Source organism: Peribacillus sp. GL_122 (genome assembly GCF_057835005.1).
Genome location: NZ_CM174415.1, coordinates 4670902 through 4691471, shown reverse-complemented (window position 1 = coordinate 4691471; position 20570 = coordinate 4670902). Strand labels below are relative to the sequence as shown.

19 protein-coding genes are annotated in these 20570 nt (G+C 36.6%); 16 read left to right on the top strand and 3 right to left on the bottom strand.

Annotated elements, in window-relative coordinates:
* Window positions 1-448 precede the first annotated feature (448 nt).
* Window positions 449-898, top strand: a complete 450-nt coding sequence (locus tag AC3ISB_RS22705; protein WP_489274447.1) for an NUDIX hydrolase — start codon at window positions 449-451, stop codon at window positions 896-898.
* Window positions 899-950: 52 nt separating this feature from the next.
* On the opposite strand, the gene AC3ISB_RS22700 is transcribed toward AC3ISB_RS22705, so the two are convergent.
* On the bottom strand, window positions 951-2354 hold the full coding sequence (locus AC3ISB_RS22700) for an NCS1 family transporter (protein WP_489274445.1): 1404 nt from the start codon (window positions 2352-2354) through the stop codon (window positions 951-953).
* A gap of 405 nt (window positions 2355-2759) precedes the next feature.
* Between AC3ISB_RS22700 and AC3ISB_RS22695 the strand changes: the two genes are divergently transcribed.
* From AC3ISB_RS22695 to AC3ISB_RS22685, 3 genes are all read left to right on the top strand, one after another.
* Window positions 2760-3257: a hypothetical protein gene (locus AC3ISB_RS22695; protein ID WP_489274443.1), complete on the top strand. Its 498-nt coding sequence runs from the start codon at window positions 2760-2762 to the stop codon at window positions 3255-3257.
* 250 nt (window positions 3258-3507) lie between these two features.
* Window positions 3508-3657, top strand: coding sequence for a DUF3953 domain-containing protein (locus AC3ISB_RS22690; RefSeq protein WP_489277010.1), 150 nt, complete (start codon window positions 3508-3510; stop codon window positions 3655-3657).
* A 135-nt stretch (window positions 3658-3792) separates the two neighbouring features.
* Window positions 3793-4500, top strand: a complete 708-nt coding sequence (locus tag AC3ISB_RS22685; protein WP_489274441.1) for an MBL fold metallo-hydrolase — start codon at window positions 3793-3795, stop codon at window positions 4498-4500.
* Window positions 4501-4625: 125 nt separating this feature from the next.
* On the opposite strand, the gene AC3ISB_RS22680 is transcribed toward AC3ISB_RS22685, so the two are convergent.
* Window positions 4626-6014 carry an aminotransferase-like domain-containing protein gene (locus AC3ISB_RS22680; protein WP_489274439.1) on the bottom strand — a complete coding sequence of 463 codons (1389 nt, stop codon included), beginning with the start codon at window positions 6012-6014 and terminating at the stop codon, window positions 4626-4628.
* Between the two features lie 176 nt (window positions 6015-6190).
* Here AC3ISB_RS22680 and azlC point away from each other — a divergent pair, with 176 nt between their 5' ends.
* The 4 genes from azlC (at window position 6191) to map (ending at window position 8818) form a co-directional block, all read left to right on the top strand.
* Entirely contained in the window at window positions 6191-6946 is a 756-nt protein-coding gene (gene azlC, locus AC3ISB_RS22675) for an azaleucine resistance protein AzlC (RefSeq protein ID WP_141992275.1), read from the top strand.
* Window positions 6943-7275: an AzlD domain-containing protein gene (locus AC3ISB_RS22670; RefSeq protein ID WP_141992276.1), complete on the top strand. Its 333-nt coding sequence runs from the start codon at window positions 6943-6945 to the stop codon at window positions 7273-7275. The genes azlC and AC3ISB_RS22670 overlap by 4 nt, the downstream gene beginning before the upstream one ends.
* Before the next feature lie 71 nt (window positions 7276-7346).
* Window positions 7347-7805 carry a PaaI family thioesterase gene (locus AC3ISB_RS22665; RefSeq protein ID WP_286178540.1) on the top strand — a complete coding sequence of 153 codons (459 nt, stop codon included), beginning with the start codon at window positions 7347-7349 and terminating at the stop codon, window positions 7803-7805.
* A gap of 272 nt (window positions 7806-8077) precedes the next feature.
* Complete coding sequence (map, locus tag AC3ISB_RS22660; RefSeq protein ID WP_480339620.1) at window positions 8078-8818, top strand: type I methionyl aminopeptidase; 741 nt, start codon at window positions 8078-8080, stop codon at window positions 8816-8818.
* 798 nt (window positions 8819-9616) lie between these two features.
* Here the strand turns inward: map and dsdA are convergent.
* Window positions 9617-10978, bottom strand: a complete 1362-nt coding sequence (gene dsdA / locus AC3ISB_RS22655) for a D-serine ammonia-lyase (RefSeq protein ID WP_489274436.1) — start codon at window positions 10976-10978, stop codon at window positions 9617-9619.
* Window positions 10979-11129: 151 nt separating this feature from the next.
* Here dsdA and AC3ISB_RS22650 point away from each other — a divergent pair, with 151 nt between their 5' ends.
* The 8 genes from AC3ISB_RS22650 to AC3ISB_RS22615 all read left to right on the top strand — a co-directional run bounded on the left by AC3ISB_RS22650 (window position 11130) and on the right by AC3ISB_RS22615 (window position 20392).
* Window positions 11130-11675, top strand: a complete 546-nt coding sequence (locus tag AC3ISB_RS22650) for a helix-turn-helix domain-containing protein (RefSeq protein WP_141992280.1) — start codon at window positions 11130-11132, stop codon at window positions 11673-11675.
* A 218-nt stretch (window positions 11676-11893) separates the two neighbouring features.
* Window positions 11894-12538, top strand: a complete 645-nt coding sequence (locus AC3ISB_RS22645) for an MBL fold metallo-hydrolase (protein WP_489274434.1) — start codon at window positions 11894-11896, stop codon at window positions 12536-12538.
* Window positions 12539-12683: 145 nt separating this feature from the next.
* Entirely contained in the window at window positions 12684-13091 is a 408-nt protein-coding gene (locus AC3ISB_RS22640) for a YbaN family protein (RefSeq protein WP_286178541.1), read from the top strand.
* Window positions 13092-13724: 633 nt separating this feature from the next.
* Complete coding sequence (locus tag AC3ISB_RS22635; protein WP_141992282.1) at window positions 13725-15290, top strand: APC family permease; 1566 nt, start codon at window positions 13725-13727, stop codon at window positions 15288-15290.
* A gap of 33 nt (window positions 15291-15323) precedes the next feature.
* The gene (gene argH / locus AC3ISB_RS22630; RefSeq protein ID WP_489274431.1) at window positions 15324-16643 is read left to right on the top strand and encodes an argininosuccinate lyase; all 1320 of its coding nucleotides are present in this window, start codon (window positions 15324-15326) and stop codon (window positions 16641-16643) included.
* Between the two features lie 223 nt (window positions 16644-16866).
* Window positions 16867-18162, top strand: coding sequence for a hypothetical protein (locus tag AC3ISB_RS22625; RefSeq protein WP_489274429.1), 1296 nt, complete (start codon window positions 16867-16869; stop codon window positions 18160-18162).
* A 399-nt stretch (window positions 18163-18561) separates the two neighbouring features.
* Window positions 18562-19926, top strand: coding sequence for an SH3 domain-containing protein (locus AC3ISB_RS22620; protein WP_489274427.1), 1365 nt, complete (start codon window positions 18562-18564; stop codon window positions 19924-19926).
* 310 nt (window positions 19927-20236) lie between these two features.
* The gene (locus AC3ISB_RS22615) at window positions 20237-20392 is read left to right on the top strand and encodes a hypothetical protein (protein WP_480339623.1); all 156 of its coding nucleotides are present in this window, start codon (window positions 20237-20239) and stop codon (window positions 20390-20392) included.
* Window positions 20393-20570: the final 178 nt, after the last annotated feature.

Here is a 20570-nt window from a genome sequence, read left to right as displayed (position 1 = left end):
AAGGGAATCGCTGCTTTCTTTATGCGGCAATGATAAAAAAACGAATTCACGAGTAAAACAGCAAAACTTACGAGTAAACAATGTAAATTCACGAGTAAAACAGCAAAACTCACGAGTAAATAGCGGAAATTCACGAGTAAAATGCGAATTCACTAGTAAACAGCGCAAACTCAGGTATATATCGCTCGAATTCACGAGTAAATGCGCTGAAAATAGAAGAATTGGAACTAATGGGGAGTGCATTCATACATTGGCGGAGAGCGTTTACGGATTCTTTATTCATTGTTAATGTTGAGAAAAGCTAAAGTTTTTATTAGTGGACAAATTGTATTAAAATGTTTGGTTAAGATCTTTCCTACTTATATAGACCGAAATATAGTGGGAAATTCACGAGTAAAACAGTACACGGCCATGTGGTTAATTGAAGATAAAGGGGTCACTTTGAAAAATGTTTAAGTATACGGTTTGTTTTGTTAAGAAGAATAATGAACTACTCATGCTTAACCGGGAGAAAGCTCCTATTATGGGTGTTTGGAACGGGGTGGGGGGCAAAATCGAGAAAGGTGAAACACCTGATATAGGAGCACAGCGTGAGGTATTTGAGGAAACGGGCATAGAGGTAGAGACCTTTTTTTCTAAAGGAACGGTTACCTGGGTAACTCCAGAAGGTGAATTGGATGGAATATATGTATATTTGTATATGGCGGATGAGGATTTTATATATGAAACACCGAAAAAAACGCGGGAAGGCATTCTTGATTGGAAATCCATTGATTGGATACTTCACCCGCTTAATCTCGGAATTGCTGAGATGGCTGCGCAGTATTTGCCGGTTTTGTTGAAAAAAGAAGGAAACCATGCATTCACTTACAAAAATGGCCAGACATATATTTCATGAACCAGCCTTACTTAAAAAGGGATACTACCTACCTAGTATCCCTTTCAATAAGTCAAAACTCATTCTCGAAGATCGTCCCCTTTTTGAATCTTGAACCCTTAAAGGCAAACTTCATCAGGAAAATATAGGCAATGCCTGCCACGACAACGCCGATGATCCAGGCCAGCTCGACTTTTATAAAGGCAGCGCCGGCGCCGATAAGCATGGCGAGCAGCGCGCATGGATTATATCCTGCAAATGGCCCGTCTTCTCTGTACAAATCGGCAACATTCATTTTTTGCTTTCTTAATATATAATATTCGACTAATAAAATCGAAACGATCGGACCTAAAAATGCGGAATAAATCAGAATGAACAAACCAAGGCCCTTCGCCGAAGAATCCTGTACAAGCACCCAAGGGAATGAGCAAAAAGCAAGAATTCCGGTTATGATAACGGCAACCTTATATTTCAACTTTGTAAGCAAAGTAATGACATATGTTGGCGGAATAATATTGGCAACCATATTTACCGCAATTGCACCTATTACGATAAATGCCGAAACGCCTACTGTGATATAAGGATTATCCACCACAATGGCAAACGCCTTAACGGGATTGGAAATGCCGGTAGCGGACGCGAGCATTACACCGATTGTCAGTACGAAGCCGTATGCCAGTGAAATGGGCGAAAAGTACAAAAAACCTCGTTTTGCATCACTTATGCCAGACTTAAGCTCTCTTGAATAGTCCCCTGCGCTTAAAAAGATAGCTGCATAATTTCCTAAAAACATCATGATGAAAGCAAAGAACGGCAAGCCCCATGAGCCTTCAGCGTGCACCCATTTTTCCGCGATGACCTCGCTATGTGATGTAAGCAGAATGCCAAATACATAGACTAGCGCTAACATGATAACGATGGATGCAAGCATTTCCACCCATTTGATGGCATGGAAGCCATACAGCGAAAGTACAATTTGCACCAATTGAATCACGACAAAGCAAATGACGGCATTATCAAAAGCACCACCCGTAATGACCTTCACGATTTCATTTAAAGCGGTACCGCCGATCCAACTTTGAAATCCGTACCAAATGATAGCCGGAATTCCACGCAAAAGTGATGATATGATGGAGCCTTTCATTCCGAAGGACATTCTGAGCTGAACAACATAGGGGATGCCCGTCCTGTATCCAATCCTATCATTTAAAGCAAATATCACGGAAATGATGGCGATGGCAATGGCTGCTGCAGCAAATGTCTGTATGATATTCAACGTTGCGGTTCCCGCTACGACCAAGCTGGCCCCCAGTGTCATATTCCCTAAATTGACGCCGTCTCCAATCCACATGAATGTATAGGATATCGGGCCAACCGTCCTATCTTCTTTTGACCTCGGCTTCAGAGATTCATCCAAATCCGCAGCATGGTGGAACTCCGCCTCTTCTAAAACTTGTCTTTCTAGATATGTAGACAATTTACACTCAACTCCCCTTCGTAGTGTTATATGATATGTCTGATGATGTAATGAAAACTAACATGAGAAAAGTATACAGGTTTCGTATTTAGGAATCATTAGAAAAAGTGTGAAATTTCAGATATTTTCTTGTGCTTTTTAACTAAAGGAATATCAGTTATCCTTGTAATTAACTGAGGTTATATGAGCTGTCTCGTGTTTTGTTTGCAGTAGGTAGGTTGCTGCGGCAGTTTTTTTCGGAAAAAACGCGGGGCAGGATGGGTAAAACAAAGCCTTGAATTTCATCAAAAAAGGGTGCTAAAATTGTTATATCAGTGTGTAGAGATATTGGTCGTTTTTATTGACCAAAAATATATGTCTCACGATACGTCTGCCATCTGAAATATTTTTAGTGGAGATGATCATATGCACGAAGAAACAAGATTACCGCGAAATGGAAAAGACTTTGTATTATTCTTAGCGATTATATCAATACTTTCAGTCAACATTATCGCATTTCTTATTATGGGATTTAAATTCGGATTCAGTAAAGAAGTGTATTTTGAAACGTTACAAGTAATTCCATTTGTTTGGATTTGTGTCATTTTATTGGTACCACTTGTTGTAAATCCACTTGTTAATAAACTCGTACAAAAGTTTATTGAACCTACGGACGGTTTTAATGCAAGAGTGTTATTCACGATATTATTCAGCGTAACCATCCTGTCCATTTTACTGACGGTTATCGGATCTTGGATTGGCATGGGAGAAATTAGTTTGGAACCGATTCAAACGTTCTTTTATGATTGGCCGCGTAACTTTTTCATCGCATTTTGGGTTGAAGCTTTGATCGCACAGCCGATAGCAAGATTCGCAATGAAAAAAGTACATGAAAGCCAGGCCCGTAAAGCAGTAAATGCGTAAACAATCAATTAAATTAAAAGCCCTTACAGCCGATTGGTTTTATTAAAAAACCAATCGGCTTTTTATTGCAGAAAAGTGGGTTAGTGAATGAAGGAAATTCCATTTTCTACACAATGAAGAGGTGTTAACTGGTATGATTTAAAAAAATAGTACTTAAGGGGAAATATTCTTGAAAATAGTTAAACTCATCTTAGTAATAATCGTTCTTGCTTTATCAGCCTATCAACTAATTACTAGAAATTTCGAGTTGATGCCGTATTCTATGTTGTTCTTGTGCGCACTTATGTTAGTAATGGGATTAGCCGAATTTCAAAAAGATAGAAAAGGAGTATTTTTGGGGTGCGTTGTTGTCTCATTGTTTCTTTTCTTTGTTTCCATACAGGGTTTCTTTTTGAACTAACAGGTTCTTTACTTCAATAACTAGGTCGTTGCATCGCCCTTTTTGTTACGCAATTAAAGGGAGATTTTGTTAAAATTAATAGTTGGATAATATATATAATATTCGGTTATCACAAACGGGAGGTTGGATGAGGAAATGAAGATAATAGAACTGCCAATTGAATTTGAATTTAATGGGCAAAAAAACTACATTAATCCTAGCTTGATTATAAGGAAAAATGAACTAACTTTGGTCGATACAGGTTATCCTGATTTTTTACCTTTAATTGAATATGAAATTTTAAAGAATGGTTATGAATTGAAGAATTTAAAGAATATAATCATTACTCATTATGATATTGATCATATAGGTTCCTTATATGATTTTAAGGAAAAGTATCCTTTGATTAACATTATAGCTAGTGAATTAGAATCAAAATATATTAGTGGTGAAATGAAGTCAGAGAGATTGGTTCAAGCCGAAGGAATGCTTGAAAATATGCCAAATCAAGATATCGAATTCGGTAAATGGTTTATACAACAATTAAAGAAATTGAAGCATGTTTCAATTGATGAAAAGGTACATGATGGTGATTTGATTTTAGATAACGAATGTAGAGTAGTAGCAACACCAGGGCATACTTCAGGGCATATTTCATTATATTTTCCAAGTTTAAATAGTGTAATATCAGGTGATGCAGCTGTTAAAGAGAATCATGAATTGGGCATTGCTAATCCACAATTTTGTTTAAATGTCGAGGAAGCAGAACAGTCTTTAAGAAAGATTAAAGATCTTAAAGCTGAAAATTACTATTGCTATCATGGTGGGACATTCACTTTACTTTATGACGGTTATAAAATTTGATTTCCACTTCAGGCACTCGCTTTCCGCGGGCGGTCCGGGCTTGGCAGACAGTCGGCGGAAAGGGAGTGGATTTCTGAAATCACCTGGAACGTTTTTTTAAAAGATTCGATTTTTCGATCTTTGAATCAGTTGAGATACTGTTTTAATATGTCCAATCCTATTTTTAGCTCATCAAATGAGTTTGTAGAAGATAATGCAATACGCAAGTACATATCAGGGGTGGTCTGCCCGCTTTGGAAACGATTGGAATGAAAAACTCGAATACCGCGCCTTTTCAGATCCGTTTCCAGCTGTAATGCATCGTTATGTCCATGGATTGGAAGCCAACGATAAAGACTGAGAGGATGTCCAACATCCTTTCTTAAAGGAAAATATTCCGAATAAATATCATTTGCAGTCTGTGAAAGCTGTTTCTTTTGAGAAACAATTTCATGAGCCTTTCCTGATAGGATAAGCTCTGTAATAACCTCTGCATCAAAAGAAGAGGTCTTTACATTTATGTTGAAAATGGCCTGGGAAATTTTCTCGCGCAATACATCCCCATAGACCATATAGGCAACCCTTAATCCAGAACATATTGACTTAGAGGTGCCGCAAATATAAACGCTCTGTTCTGGAAGCAAATGGTACATAGGCTGCCGGTAATCGGAGATAATGCCTGCCGTCAGAAATGCATGGATATCATCCTCAATCAAAATTAAACGATGCTTACGGATGACCGCAGCTACTTCTTGCTTTCGAATATCTGACATCATGATTGTGGTTGGATTGTTGCAAGAGGGCATCAGAAAAATGCCGTTAATATTTATTTGACAACACTGCTTTTCAAGTTCGTCCGGCAGCATTCCGAACTGGTCTCCGGGAATGGGCACTAACTTAATATGGAACATCTTTGCCAACTCGATGAAGTTTGAATATGTGTATAAGTCGGTTGCAATTCTATTACCAGGCTCAAACAATGCAGCCAAGGCAACTGCCAATGCATTTTGGGCACCGGAAACGATTGCCATATGCTCTTGATCCGCGTGAATGCCGAAAGATTCCATCCAGTTTAGGGCTGCTGTTTTTTGATGTGGAATACCAGTCGGATCGTTGTAATTCAGCAGCTGCTCCAAATAACTTTTGTTCACAGTTTTTTGAATAGTTTCTGATACAATATCATTGGTTTGCTCAAAAGATGCCACAAAGCCAAGATCAATGCTGTTTGCCGTTTTATCCGCGGAAATGGTTATAGAACGAGTGGCATTGGGAGCCACAAAGGTTCCGCTTCCCGTAACGGCATATATTAATCCCTTTGCCTCGCATATTTTGTAGGAGCGGGTAATGGTGGTGAAGTTTAAATCAAGAAAATCTGCCAATTCTCGTTGCGGTGGCAACTTTGTTCCAGGTGCTAAAAAGCCATTTGTTATATCTTGTTCAAGTAATGATGCAAGAGATTTATAAAAAGGACGCTTTAATGCTTTCTTATCAGGTTTCCAAGACATTGGATAATTGTCAAATGAATTTACTGGCATACTTCACCTCAACGATCTTATTCCATACAATCATATCATTTTTTGTATGGAATTCTAATAATGAAACGGGATGATTTATATAAAGGAATATCTATCGGTACCCACATTTTGATGAAATGGGGGTATTTTTTAAATTGTAATCCATACAATTAACTTGTTTTTTGTACGGATTTTGTATGTTAAATTTAAATAAATTTAGCCATCAGGATGTGAAATATATGAAAAAAAGAACTCAAATGCTAACTGCATTTCGTGCAGCCTTTCCGTACACAATGCCCATTTTTGCAGGCTTTTTATTTTTAGGCATCGCTTATGGAATCTTTATGAATTCATTAGGCTTCAGTGCGATTTACCCGATATTGATGAGTCTAACAATATTTGCAGGATCAATGGAGTTTATTGCAGCCAATTTATTGCTTGTCGCATTCAATCCGATTAACGCCCTTTTTCTAACTTTAATGGTGAATGCACGGCATTTGTTTTATGGCATTTCCATGCTGGATAAGTACAGGGGGACCGGGAAGAAAAAGCTGTATCTGATTTTTGGGCTTTGCGATGAGTCTTTTTCCATCAATTGTACCGTTGATGTTCCGAATAATGTAGACAAGGGCTGGTTCATGTTCTTCGTGACATTGCTCAATCATTCCTATTGGGTGATAGGATCGGCGATTGGCGGCATTTTTGGATCCCTTGTCAAATTCAACACAGAAGGACTCGATTTTGTTATGACGGCTCTCTTTGTAGTCATTTTCATTGAACAGTGGATGAAAGAGAAAAACCATCATAGTGCCCTCACAGGGCTTGGACTGTCAGCAGTCTGTCTTATTATTTTTGGCGGAAGCAATTTCATCATCCCTGCTATGTTTTCAATTTTGGGGGTACTCACCTTACTTAGAAAGCCATTAGAGAAAGTTGAGGTCAAGACCATATGACAATGGATTTAACACAGCAAATCATTACAATAGCAATGGTTGTTCTTGGCACAATGCTTACAAGGTTTCTTCCATTCATCGTTTTCCCATCAGGTAAACCCACACCGAAGTATGTACAGTATCTCGGTAAAATACTGCCATCCGCGGTAATTGGGCTTTTGGTCATTTATTGTTTAAAGGATGTAAGCTTACAATCCGGAAGTCACGGCATCCCTGAATTTATGGCGATAGCGGTAGTTGCCCTGCTTCACATTTGGAAGAAAATGATGCTCCTTTCCATAGCGGGGGGAACGATTGTCTACATGATGTTGGTGCAATTGGTTTTTTAAATGGATAATAATTAGCACTTCCAATACACGTCACAATTACTGATATCGATGGTACTGAAAAGGGGTAGGTAATGGTGAAGAAAAAAATTGATGAATATCAAATTCATGAAAAACACTATGAACAAATTCATGCGCATGTGAAAAACGATCCGTATGCTCAGTCGTTAGGCATTCAGTTAACGAAATTCGAGGCAGGTACTGCAGAAGCAACTTTAGAAGTGCAAAGCACTATGGTAAATGCATATGGAACGGTTCACGGGGCAGTCATTTATGCTTTAGCAGATCATGCTTTTTCAGTAGCCTGTAATGCATATGGCAAAACATCATTAGGCCTCTCGACAACCATCCAGTTTATTGAATCAGCTAAACCCGGAGACAAGATAGTAGCCCTTGCAACGGAAATTAAACGAAACTATCGGACAGGATTTTATCGAATAGACGTCTTTCATGAGGAAAACCTGATTGCAACCATGGAGGCAGTGTCATACCGTAAGGATCATTATTTTATTGAACTTGATGAACAAGATTAAGCAGTTCAATAGTTATTGTTCAGAGCTGTCCTCAAGACAGCTTTTTCTTATGGAGCTAAAGATTGCTGTTTGTTCTTTGTTCAACAATTGGGCCAGATTGTTTAGCAAAGGAATCTCCAATAATATATATTTTGAACGTTGGTAACTTTGTGAAAAAAGGGGTATTGTACCAAATCATTTACATTGCTTTTATTTTGCGAGAAAATAAAGGTACAATTAATACTTATTTAGCTTATGGATTATAGACTATAAACGATTTGAGGTAGGAAAAAATGATTGCAAAAACAGAAGAGGATTTTAATGGTTTGAAGGAAATTGGCAAAATTGTTGCCTCCATTAGAGATGAATTGGTACAAAGAACAATTCCAGGGATAACGACCAAAGAACTTGATGATATAGCCGGAGAACTTTTAGAAAAGGCAGGTGCAGTTTCAGCTCCAAAAGGTGAATATGATTTTCCTGGCTATACTTGCATTAGCACTAATGAAGAAGTGGCACATGGTATTCCAGGTCTTCGGGTTATTCATGAAGGGGATCTAGTGAATATAGATGTATCTGCTTCAAAGAACGGTTATTTCGCAGATACAGGAATCTCATTTGTAGTAGGGAAGGGTGACGAAGTATTAACGAAATTATGCGACGTTGCTAAAAAGGCATTTGAAGCAGGTCTTAAGAAAGCAAAACCAGGTTCCAAAAAAAGCAGAATCGGAAAAGCAGTATTCGAAACAGCGAGACAGCATGGATTCACTGTTATCAAAAACCTTACAGGACATGGTGTTGGACGTAGAATACACGAAGCACCTGACCATATTTGTAATTATAATGATCCATGGGATAATGAACTATTAAAGGAAGGGATGGTTATCGCATTCGAACCATTTATCTCAACCTTTGAAGAAGAAGTATTCCAAAAAGAAGACGAATGGACCTATGCAACAGAAAAAAGCTATGTAGCTCAATTGGAACATACGATTATCCTTACTAAAAATGGTCCGATTATTGTCACACTTTAATTCAAGCATAGACAAAACGTATAAACATAAGTAGTTCGTATACCGTGTAGGAAATTTAAATGGGGTAACGTATAAATTCGTAGAATGTTACTCGCTCTAAAACAAGAAGGATTCGATCACCCACGCAAAAATAAGGGAGTTGCTTTAGCAGCTCTTTTTCTTATGGAGTTAAAGGGGCAGGGAAACCTGGCAACTTTATTTGGAAACTATGTTAAGATTAGGGTATTGTTGTTTTGAAAGGCGTTGGAATAATTGAGTCGAGTCAATCCAAAAACAAAGATCTACTTTTGGCTATCTGTTACACTTTTACTCTGTGGAATTGTTTCTTGGATACCTTATTTGGTCTTTAAAATGGAAGAATCTTATGGGATGTTAACATTTGTTCTTAACCCAATTGGAGTAATATTAGGCTCTTATTCAAATAATAGATTAATAGCTTTTAGCAATTTATTTATGGTCTTTAGCTTTATTCCCGTTATGATATTTGTATATCTAACAAAAGGGTACATTCCTATGTGATTGTTGGGAGGGTTCTGACACTCCATCAAACGTTCAGGTGCAATAGCAGTTAATCAGATCTGTCATATAGGCAGATTTTTCTTATGCAACTAAAGGGGAAGGCTAGCATTCCTGCAGTCTACAGTACAGTTTTTTGAGGAAAATTCGAACGTTGATTGGAACAAAGGGCACGCGCTTTTCCAGCAGGAATCTCGAACCTTCCGTTCCAATCAACTTTGTTTTAACATATAGATAGAATTCCTTTTGCCTACACTCTTTTTTGTTTTATAGCCACGTAAATTACTTCTGTTTCTCTAACGCTATTTTCAACCCTTTTTGATAATATTGCTTCATCATTTCTTCAGGAACCATGCTACCGCCAGTCCCCCAAATAATATGTGTACCATTACTCATCTTTTCCGTTAAATGATGCTTCTGTAAATAATCAATGCCCTCTTTACATAATTTACTTGGTCCTATCATGCCTGCTAGTGCTGAAGGTTCTAAATGGATCCCTTCTGTATCGACTAGTTCTTTTAGCAATTTATATAACTGTTCATCGCTGACCGTATAATTGCCGCTTAAAAAGGGTTCCATCGTTTTACCGACAAACCCGGATGGCTTTCCAACAGCAAGTCCATCCGCGTCTGTTACATTATCGATGCCAACATCTTGTACAGAAACTTTATCATGAAGTCCAGTCATTAAACCGAGAAGCATGCATGGCGAGTGGGTAGGTTCTGCAAAGAAACAGTGAATATGGTCTTGATACAATAATTTCAAGCCAAAAGCTACGCCTCCAGGACCACCACCTACTCCACATGGAAGGTAAACAAACAAAGGATGATTTTCATCTACAATTATCTCTAGCTCTTCTAATTGTTTCTTCAAACGGGATGCAGCCACTCCATATCCTAAAAATAGGTCGTGAGAATTTTCATCATCCACAAAATAACATGTTGGGTCACTATCTGCTTGGATTCGGCCTTCCTCTACAGCTTTACTATAATCAGCTTCATATTCAATGACATTGACATTTTTGCTTCTAAGCAAGTCTTTTTTCCACTGTTTTGCATCAGCTGACATATGAACGGAAACGTTAAAACCTAACTTTGCACTGATGATGCCAATACTAAGTCCTAAATTTCCAGTCGAGCCTACTGCGATTGAATATTTTGAGAAAAGGGTTCGGAACCTATCACTATCTAAAATCGAATAATCATCTTGAATTGTTAACAATTGATGTTGGAAAGCTAGTTCTTCCGCATGTTTGAGAATTTCATAAATCCCGCCTCTTGCTTTAATGGATCCTGATATAGGAAGGTGACTATCACATTTTAGTAATAATTCTCCTAATATAGGTTGTTGATGATCCTGTTCCAAGGACTGCTTCATGGCAGGAATTCTCACTAAAGGTGATTCTATGATTCCGTTCGTTCCTTTTGTCTCAGGGAAAACTTTGGCGATATATGGAGCAAAACGTTTCAACCTTTCCTCTGCATCTCTTACATCTTCTTGAGTAAGGGGGGATTTTTTAATTCCTGTTTGAAATTTTTCGACATTTGGATTGAGCCAAAATACTTCTTCCGTCGAAATGAGCTTATTTAATAAAGGATATTTGTCTTTCCATGATTGTAATTCTTTGCTTTCAATCTCTTTCATCTGTTTGATCCTCCTCATTTTCTTGTAACAAATTGTTTGGTAAATTATAATTAAATAAAATTTAGTACAGTTTAACACACAATCATCTCGATGTTAATTTATATTAATTTTATTTAAGTGTGATTTAATAAGTCGTTAAGGAGTAGCAGTTATGGAAAATATAGATATTGGCAAGAAAGTTGAAAAATATAGAAAAGCTAAAGGATTGAGTAGTAGAGAGTTAGCAAAATTAGCTGAAATTACACCTTCAATGTTAAGCCAGATTGAAAGAGGTTTGGCGAATCCTTCTATTCAAACCTTAAAGGTCTTAGCTAAAACCTTGAATGTTCCAACATTTAGTTTTTTGCTTGAAGAAACGATTACGGAGGATTTAATCGTTAGGTCCAGTAAACGTAAGAAAATGATCATTGATAATTTGTCTTATGAGTTATTGTCACCTGATTTTACGGGTAATTTGGCAACAGCGATTATGAAAGTTCCTCCGAATATTTCCTCGTCAGAAAGCCCTATAGAACATAGAGGAGAGGAAGTAGCATTTATTTTGGAAGGGAAAATCAAGCTGTATTTAGGTGAAGAAGAATATATATTGGAAGCTGGTGATAGTGTGAAAATACCAGCAAATTTCAAACATAAATGGGAAAATAATTTTAGTCAGAATGCAGCTGTATTATTTTCAGTTACCCCGCCTGCGTTTTAATGAAAAGATTTTAAAATGTAATGTTTTTTCACAATTGGGCGCGATTCTTTAATGAGGATCGCTTTTCTTATGGAATAAAAGGGACAGATTAGGTGTAGAAGGACTATTACATGAATAATAGAATAATAATAAATGGAATAAATATTGAACTGTAGGTCCGGGGTTCCTTAAAAGTTGCTTGATTTTAATAATTTTGAATCAATAAGGAGAATTTTAGTATGAAAATAAAATGGTTTGGACATTCTGCCTTTTTACTAACATCCGAAAGTGGAACCAGGATTCTTATCGATCCATATTATCGCTTCATCCGTTACCGTATGCCGAGTGTTGAACCAGATATAGTTGCCGTTACACATAATCATTTCGATCACAATAAAATTCAAGCTGCAACAGGTGAATACTTGCTTGTTAATGAGCCGAAGGAATACATCCGCGAAGATGTAAGAATTAGTGGATTTAAGACATTTCACGATAAGGTAAATGGCGAGAAGAGAGGCCCCAATATTTTATATCTTTTCCAAATGGATGGACTAACTATCTGTCACTGTGGAGATTTAGGGCATATATTATCAGAAGAACAAGTAAATGAAATTGGAAAAGTAGATATTCTCATCCTTCCTGTAGGAGGTACATTCACGATTAATGCAATAGAAGCTGCTCAAGTGATGCGTCAATTGAAATCCACTATTACAATTCCCATGCACTATAGAACTAAGGCATTGCCGGTTGTTGGCCTGATGTTTTCAAAGGTAGATAAGTTTCTTCAGATTTCCGGACAGCGAACAACCGAAGTTAAGACATTGGATATTTCCAAAGAAAATTTGTCAGAATATGCTGGGGTCGTAACTATGCTGTATGAATGAATGGATAAGAAATCCTGTTTATGCATTTTTTATTTATAACGAGGGCAGGGTAGTTCAAAAAGAAAAAGGGAAGATATTAATCAATGACGTTGAATCAATTAGACTTCCTCTTTATGTTATAAGGAGATAGAATATAAATAAAAAGGTGATTACAATTAAAAAAGTAAAAAGTTTCCTATTTTTTCTTCTTGGGTCCATATCTCTTTTGATAGGTATTGCAGGGACTGTGTTACCAGTTCTGCCGGGCGGTCCGTTTTACTTATTTGCTGCTTTTTGCTTTGCTAAAAGTTCCAAGACGATTGAAAATTGGTTCAAACGCACCTCATTATATGAAAAATACGTTGTAGCATTCTTGCAAAAAAAAGGTATGACTCGAAAAGAGAAAATCAGAATCAATATAATTGCCGATTTCTTCATCGTAATTTCTGTATTTTATGTGGACATCCTGTTAGTGAAAATCTTATTGATAGTGCTCGCCCTCTACAAACATTATTATTTCATTAAAAAAATTAAGACAATTGACCCGAACAATACAAAACAAAGGGCTTTTTGAAAATCCCATTCAAATAACGGGTCCTTACTTCAATAAGAGAGTTGCTTCGGCAGCTCTTTTTCCTATGGAACTAACGGGGCAGGGGAGTAAGAAAATCAATGTATTTTGGATAAGAAGGCCGCCAATTGGCGGCCTTTTGAATGTAAAAAGTGCCCTTAATGAGGTCTTCCCACATAACCATCTAGTTAAAATTTCATAACTCCTCCAGAATGAAATTTTTGGGCTCGTTTGTAAAAAAACATAAGCCCTTTTTCGTTTGGGGTGGATTGTTTACTTATGCAAATGGGCCCGCATGAAGTGGGTGATGCATGCCTTAACTCAGTGAATCAACTCCTTTCGTATGTGTGTTGTGAATTTTCAAAAAATAATATTGCAAAATGCAAACGATTCAAATAAAATCAATTTAAGGTAATTACGTTTTTTTGACCTTAAAATAAATCTACAATTGAGCTAATCCTTTTTGGCTAAGCTAATTCCTGGTTGTTCGTTTGGATTTTGTTCCATCCATTAGGTAAAGTCAGCTTCCCGAAGTATTACCTTAAAAATTTGAAAGGAGCTAATTATTTTAGGTACAGTACTAAGCTATCCATGTTTGCAAATAATAATATACCCCATTAAGAGAGAGGGAATTTCATGAATCAAGAACGATATTTGAAAAAGAAAATGGGCTTTTGGTCACTTACTGCATTATCTCTTGGAGGAATTATTGGATCAAGTTGGCTTTTTGGACCATGGAATACGGCAAAAATGGCTGGGCCAGCTGCTATTATGTCTTGGGTTATTGCTGCATTCGTCATTACTCTAATAGCTCTTGTTTATGCTGAATTAGCAAGGGTAAGGCCAGAAACAGGTGGTTTAGGTCGTTATCCCCTTTATTCCCATGGGAAATTGCTTGCTACAGTGACTAGTTATTCGATTTGGCTTGGCTACTGTGCCACTGCACCCGTTGAATCATCGGGAGTTATTCAATACGCTAATGAGTTCTGGCCAGGCCTATATGATATATCTAAGGAGCAACTAACGACAACAGGAATTCTAGCATCGACTGTTTTAATGGTGTTCTTTGTTGTGGTGAACTATTTTGGAGTGAAATTATTTGCTGTCACGAATACCATTATTACCACGATTAAATTTATAGTACCTGTCCTAACCATCATTGCTTTTTTTATGACAGGGTTTCATGAAGAGAATTATACAAGTCATGGGTTTGCCCCTAATGGATATGGCGCAGGATTAAGCGCAATCTTAACTAGTGGTATATTTTTTGCCTATACAGGATTCGGGAATGTGGTAATGATGAGTGGCGAGGTGGTAAACCCAAGACGGAATATTCCGCTTGCTCTTATCACATCGCTGTCAGTCTCGGCAATTTTATATGTTTTACTTCAAATCGTTTTTATAGGTGCCGTACCGCCCGAAATGCTAGCTAATGGTTGGAGTGGAATTAAATTTGACTCTCCATTTGCGAATTTAGCACTTATGGCGAATATGGTTTGGCTGTCCTGGACCATTACAGCGGACGCAATGATTTCCCCAACTGGATCGGCGCTTGCTTATACAGCTGGAACTTCAAGACATGTTTTTGGAATGGCGAAGAGTGGATTCCTTCCTTCTTATTTCGGAACTATTAATAAAAGATTTGGAGTCCCAACACGTGCACTCACTCTCAACTTCCTCATTGGGTTACTTTTCTTGTTCCCTTTAAAGAGTTGGACCGCAATTGTAGCAATCGTTGGAGCAATTGGGATTTTTAAATACGCCTCAGCATGTGTCACAGTAATGGTGTTTCGTAAGGTTGGTTTGACAAAAGACAACGGTATCCCAGGCATGAATTTTATTGCTCCTTTAGCCTTTGTATTTGCCACTCTACTTATTTATTGGACAAATTGGAGTAGGGTTCAACTTGCAATTTGGGGATTAGCAATTGGAATTGTTGGATATTTAATTACTCATTTTATCAATAAACATAAATCGATGGAAATTATTGGTGGGATCTATCTCGTCATTTATATTCTGATGCTCGTTGGGATATCATCAATCGGAAATTTTGGTGGTAAGGGTATTATTCCAGAGCCATTTATGTCTTACATCGTGGCAATAATAGGATTCGTTTTTTACTATTTTGCTGTTTATAACGGAGTCTGGTACATGCGGAAAAAGGGGAATGTTCAAGAATTGCTGGATATGGATAACAATTAAATGCAACTTCATTTTACAAAAGGAGAAATGGTTATGAAGCTTTGGGGTGGACGTTTTAGAAAAGAAGAAAATAAATTAATGGAGGACTTTAATAGTTCTCTTCATGTTGATATGAGACTTTATTCTGAAGATATTAAAGGGAGTATTGCACATGTAAATATGCTTGTGAAATGTGAATTGCTTACCAAGGAAGAAGGAGAAAGTATTATTAAGTCACTTCTTTCTATATTGGAAGATATCGAGAGCGGAACATTAGTGATCGAAGGGGATTTTGAAGATATTCATAGTTTTGTTGAAGCAACATTAACAGAACGAATAGGTGAAACAGCAAAAAAACTCCATACAGCAAGAAGTCGAAATGATCAAGTTGCTTTAGATATCAGGCTTTACGCTAAAAATAAGGCGTTAGAAGTGATTGAGTATATTGAAGAACTTCAAAATAACCTGGAAGAAAAGGCAAAAGCAAACAATGTGATTATGCCCGGATACACCCATCTACAGCGAGCTCAAGTAGTAACTCTTAAGCACCACTTAATGGCCTACTTTAATATGCTGGATAGGGACAGAAAAAGAGTTCTTAATGCAATTGAAATTTTGAACGAAAGTCCACTGGGGTGTGGAGCATTGGCAGGGACAACTCATGTTATAGACCGAGAAATGACAGCAGAGGAGTTAGGATTTTCAAAACCTATAAACAATTTCCTCGATGGTGTTAGTGATAGAGATTACCTATTAGAGTTAATGTCTAGTTTTTCGATCATCATGATGCATTTAAGCAGATTAAGTGAAGAACTGATTTTATGGAGCAGTCAAGAGTTTAAATTTATTAGTATTGATGACGCATATTCTACAGGTAGTAGCATTATGCCTCAAAAGAAAAATCCTGATGCAGCAGAGCTTATAAGAGGAAAAACAGGAAGAGTATATGGTTCTCTTACTTCACTTTTAACAACTATGAAAGGGTTACCATTGGCTTATAATAAAGATATGCAGGAAGATAAAGAACCATTTTTTGATGCATTGGATACAGTTTTGTCTTGTCTAGAAATTATGTCCAATATGATTTCTACCATGAAGGTGAATACTGAAAATATGAAAAAAGCTGTAAAATATGGCTTTCTCAATGCAACAGAAGTCGCTGATTATTTAGTTAGCAAAGGGGTTGCGTTCAGAGATGCCCACAGTATCGTTGGTTCTATTGTCATTTATTGTGAAGATCATAATAAAGCAATAGAAGAGTTGACTCTAGACGAATTGAAGAGCTTAAATCCATTACTTGAAGGGGACTTATATAACTTTATTGATTATCAAAATATATTAAATAAAGGCATTAAGGTGAACTTGTTAAAATAATCTAGTTTTTTCCAATTTAAGAGCTATTGCATAGAGGATAAGTACGACCTATGCTAATAGCTCTTTATATTTTTTAAAAACACATAATCAAACTCCCCTTTAAATCAAGAGATACAATGTCTTGTGATAAATGTTTTTCCAATAGAAGAAGGATTAAACTTTAATTTCTCTCATTTTAAAGATAAGATTAAAGTAATTAAGTTTTTGAACTAAGGAGAAAAATATGTATAAAATTGGGGTAGTTGGTCCTAATTCATCAGTTGAGCGCATTATTAATTTAGGTAAAGAATATGAGTCGATCATGGAATTTAAAGCCTACCCATATGAGGATTTCAGAGAAACTGAAAAAATCGTTTTGGAATTCAATAAAAATGTGGATGTCTGGTTTTTTTCAGGCCAAATTTCATATATGGTTGCAAAAAATACTGTGGGAATAGGGGAAAACCTATTATATATTCATCATACTGAATCAGGCATCTATAAAAGCCTTTTGCATATGGGATATTTCCAAAAGGAATTTTTAAGTAAAGTAAGCATCGATGAAATAACTACAACCCATTTAGAGCAGGCGTTAAAACAAATTGATATTACTCCAAAAGAAATGTATATAAAAAACTTCAATGTTAATTCAAGCACGGAAGAATTAATTGCATTCCATCTTGATTTGTGGAAAGCCGGAAAAACGGAAGGTGCAATAACTTGCTTCGAGGCTGTATATCTAAATTTAAAAGAAGCAGGACTACCAACCTATCGAATATCTACAACTGATATGGAAATTCGCCAATCATTAAGAATTCTTGCAGAAAAATCGAGAACTTTTTACTTTAGAGACACCCAAATTGGTGTTCAAATTATTGAAATTGAACATTTTGAGAAAATATTTGAGAAAGCTAAAAGCTCGTACCATCTACAATTTTTAGAGATAAAACTAAAAGAAACTCTTCTTAGATTTTGCGAACAATTGGAGGGGTCATTAGTTGAGAAGGGAAACGGCCGTTACTTTATCTTTAGTACACGGGGTACAATTGAATCCAAAATCAAAGATTTAAAAGATACTGTCTTTCTGTTGTCAAATGAATCCAATGCTACTGTAACCGTAGGAATTGGATATGGTCAAACACTTCACTCAGCAGAAATAAACGCTCAGCGTGCCATCCAACTTTCAAAAGAAAAGTCAGAGAAGGGCATCGTCATTGTACAAGAGGACGGAACAATGATCGAGTCTGCGGGTGAAGAGGAAGAATTACGTTTTTCTTACCGGATAGATGACAAGGATTTTATGGAAAAACTAAAAAAAGCCAAAATAAGTGTGAAAAATTATAATAAATTATATGCTTTAGTTAACAGATTGAAACTGAACGATTTTACAATAAAAGATTTAACAACGCATCTCTATTGGGATGAAAGCAATGCACGGCGTATTGTAGTAAGTTTATGTGAAGTTGATTTAGCAGAAATCATTGGTGAGGAATCTTATTCTTCTCGAGGAAGACCAAGTAAAATTTATCGTTTAAAATAGCACCCGTTTTTCGGGTGTTTTTAGACTTTTAGTGTTTATCCCTGCTGGAAGTATTAAACTAGATCTTAAAATAACGCATGATTTTACCGTTATATTGCCAAAGGACTTCTATAAAGAAAATGAAATACAAGATAGATCGGCTATTTAAAGGCATCCATTACGGGTGCCTGATTTTTTTATGTGAACCTGACAAACTGCGAAACTAGCCCTGTAATTCATCCAGGGAGAAACGTAATAAAAAAAGTTAACCAATTTAGTTAACTTAAGGACCATCTATTATTTTAAAAGTGTAAAAGAATATCTTTGCGGATGTTGTTTCAACATTCTTGTTGCTAATTGGAACAATAAACCAGTGACATTTATTATTTTAAAATATATCTTAAAGCTGAGGTGTTCTATATGACAAAACTAAATAAAGTAACGTTAAACAAAAGATTGCTAACTACCGGTTTCGCTTTCATTATTTTATGTGCAGGTTTAATCGGTTTTAAGCATGCAAATATTAAGGGGTTAGAACCAAGTGTAGCCAATGCAGCAACTGTAACCTATACAGCAACTGCTAACCTGAATGTCCGTACAGGTCCCTCTACTGCTAATAAAATTATAGCAACGGTTAAACAGGGCACAAAGTTAACGGTTACTGGAAAAGATGCGAGTGGATGGCTAAAGGTTAGCTTAAATGGTCAAACAGGTTATGTTAGTAGCCAATATGTAAAAATATCAAACTCTTCATCTGGCTCTAGTACAGCAACTGTAACTTATACAGCAACTGCTAACCTGAATGTCCGTACAGGTCCATCTACTGCTAATAAAATTATAGCAACAGTTAAACAGGGCACAAAGCTAACGGTTACTGGAAAAGATGCGAATGGATGGCTAAAGGTTAACTTAAATGGTCAAACAGGTTATGTTAGTAGCCAATATGTAAAAATATCAAACTCTTCATCTGGCTCTAGTACAGCAACTGTAATCTATACAGCAACTGCTAATCTGAATGTCCGTACAGGTCCATCTACTGCTAATAAAATTATAGCAACAGTTAAACAGGGCACAAAGTTAACGGTTACTGGAAAAGATCCAAATGGATGGCTAAAGGTAAGCTTAAATGGTCAAACAGGTTATGTTAGTAGTCAATATGTAAAGGTATCCAATCCTTCATCTGACGCCATTCAGGTTGTTGCAAAGCCTGAAAGTATTCCAGTGCTAGTCAATAAAAAAAATAAGCTACCAGAAAACTATGTACCAAAAGACTTAGTATATACGTCGATACCGTTTACTTTTAAAGAAAAGACAGAAAAAAGAAAAATGCGAAGTGAAGCAGCTGCTGCCATTAGCAAATTATTTGCGGAATCCAAGAAGCAGGGAGTAAGTCTTCTCGGTGTATCTGCATACAGATCACATGCTACACAAGTTGCTCTATTTGATTATTATGTAAAAAGGGATGGTTATGCCAAAGCAATCACATACAGTGCATTACCTGGAACAAGTGAGCATGAAACAGGCCTTGCTATTGATGTGACAGGAGGAAATGGTAAATGCGCGGCACAGGATTGCTTTGGAGGTACTAAAGAAGCAAAATGGCTCCAGGCACATGCAGATGATTATGGATTTATTATCCGATACCCTAAAGGAAAAGAATCAGTTACTGGTTATAAATATGAACCATGGCATCTTCGATATGTAGGCAAATCAATAGCTCAAACTATTATGAGCCAAGGAATTACTCTTGAAGAATATTATTATACTAGAGCCGTTCAAAACTAAAGAAATGCTCCTAAAGATATATTGGTTCTAGTGCTAAAACTTTAATACACTATACGCAGTGGATAGCCTCATCAAAAACTTGATGAGGCTATTTATATTTAGGTATACTACCTAGAACTGATTATGTAAAAGAGATAGACAAATATTGTGCTTTTCTTATAGAACTAACGGGTGCGTTAGCTGAAGATCGGAGCTGTCTTTAAGGCAGCTTTTTCTTATGGAACTATCGGGGCAGAATAGTTGAAGAACGAACATGGTTTTTTATGGTAAAATCAACTTAATTATTTTCATTAAGGAGTCTACCTGCAATATGAAATTAGATGATAAAAAGAAAAAGATTCAAATGGAATATAGGGAGAAATTACAGCAAAAGAAACAGAATAAAAAATTCACACTTGAAGCAATCGTAGTTGCTCTTATCATTTTTCTATTCATTGTTTTAAATTCAATTTTTAAAACCTTTTAACTGTTTTTTATGTCATAGCTTGTGTTAACTCTACAATAAGTCTTATTCAACTTACGGGTGCGTTAGCGCCATAAGAAGGCCGCCAATTGGTGGCCTTTTAAAAGTATGATTCTTTATATAATCATACTTTTTTTCTTGCTCCCTCTTTTTAAACAAAAACTGTGACATATGAGAAAGG

Coding starts and splice junctions, on each gene's coding strand:
- AC3ISB_RS22705 (WP_489274447.1), top strand. CDS start 449: ATGTTTAAGTATACGGTTTGTTTTGTTAAGAAGAATAATGAACTACTC.
- AC3ISB_RS22695 (WP_489274443.1), top strand. CDS start 2,760: ATGCACGAAGAAACAAGATTACCGCGAAATGGAAAAGACTTTGTATTA.
- AC3ISB_RS22690 (WP_489277010.1), top strand. CDS start 3,508: ATGCCGTATTCTATGTTGTTCTTGTGCGCACTTATGTTAGTAATGGGA.
- AC3ISB_RS22685 (WP_489274441.1), top strand. CDS start 3,793: ATGAAGATAATAGAACTGCCAATTGAATTTGAATTTAATGGGCAAAAA.
- AC3ISB_RS22680 (WP_489274439.1), bottom strand. CDS start 6,014: ATGCCAGTAAATTCATTTGACAATTATCCAATGTCTTGGAAACCTGAT.
- azlC (WP_141992275.1), top strand. CDS start 6,191: ATGTTAAATTTAAATAAATTTAGCCATCAGGATGTGAAATATATGAAA.
- AC3ISB_RS22670 (WP_141992276.1), top strand. CDS start 6,943: ATGACAATGGATTTAACACAGCAAATCATTACAATAGCAATGGTTGTT.
- AC3ISB_RS22665 (WP_286178540.1), top strand. CDS start 7,347: ATGGTGAAGAAAAAAATTGATGAATATCAAATTCATGAAAAACACTAT.
- map (WP_480339620.1), top strand. CDS start 8,078: ATGATTGCAAAAACAGAAGAGGATTTTAATGGTTTGAAGGAAATTGGC.
- dsdA (WP_489274436.1), bottom strand. CDS start 10,978: ATGAAAGAGATTGAAAGCAAAGAATTACAATCATGGAAAGACAAATAT.
- AC3ISB_RS22650 (WP_141992280.1), top strand. CDS start 11,130: ATGGAAAATATAGATATTGGCAAGAAAGTTGAAAAATATAGAAAAGCT.
- AC3ISB_RS22645 (WP_489274434.1), top strand. CDS start 11,894: ATGAAAATAAAATGGTTTGGACATTCTGCCTTTTTACTAACATCCGAA.
- AC3ISB_RS22635 (WP_141992282.1), top strand. CDS start 13,725: ATGAATCAAGAACGATATTTGAAAAAGAAAATGGGCTTTTGGTCACTT.
- argH (WP_489274431.1), top strand. CDS start 15,324: ATGAAGCTTTGGGGTGGACGTTTTAGAAAAGAAGAAAATAAATTAATG.
- AC3ISB_RS22625 (WP_489274429.1), top strand. CDS start 16,867: ATGTATAAAATTGGGGTAGTTGGTCCTAATTCATCAGTTGAGCGCATT.
- AC3ISB_RS22620 (WP_489274427.1), top strand. CDS start 18,562: ATGACAAAACTAAATAAAGTAACGTTAAACAAAAGATTGCTAACTACC.
- AC3ISB_RS22615 (WP_480339623.1), top strand. CDS start 20,237: ATGAAATTAGATGATAAAAAGAAAAAGATTCAAATGGAATATAGGGAG.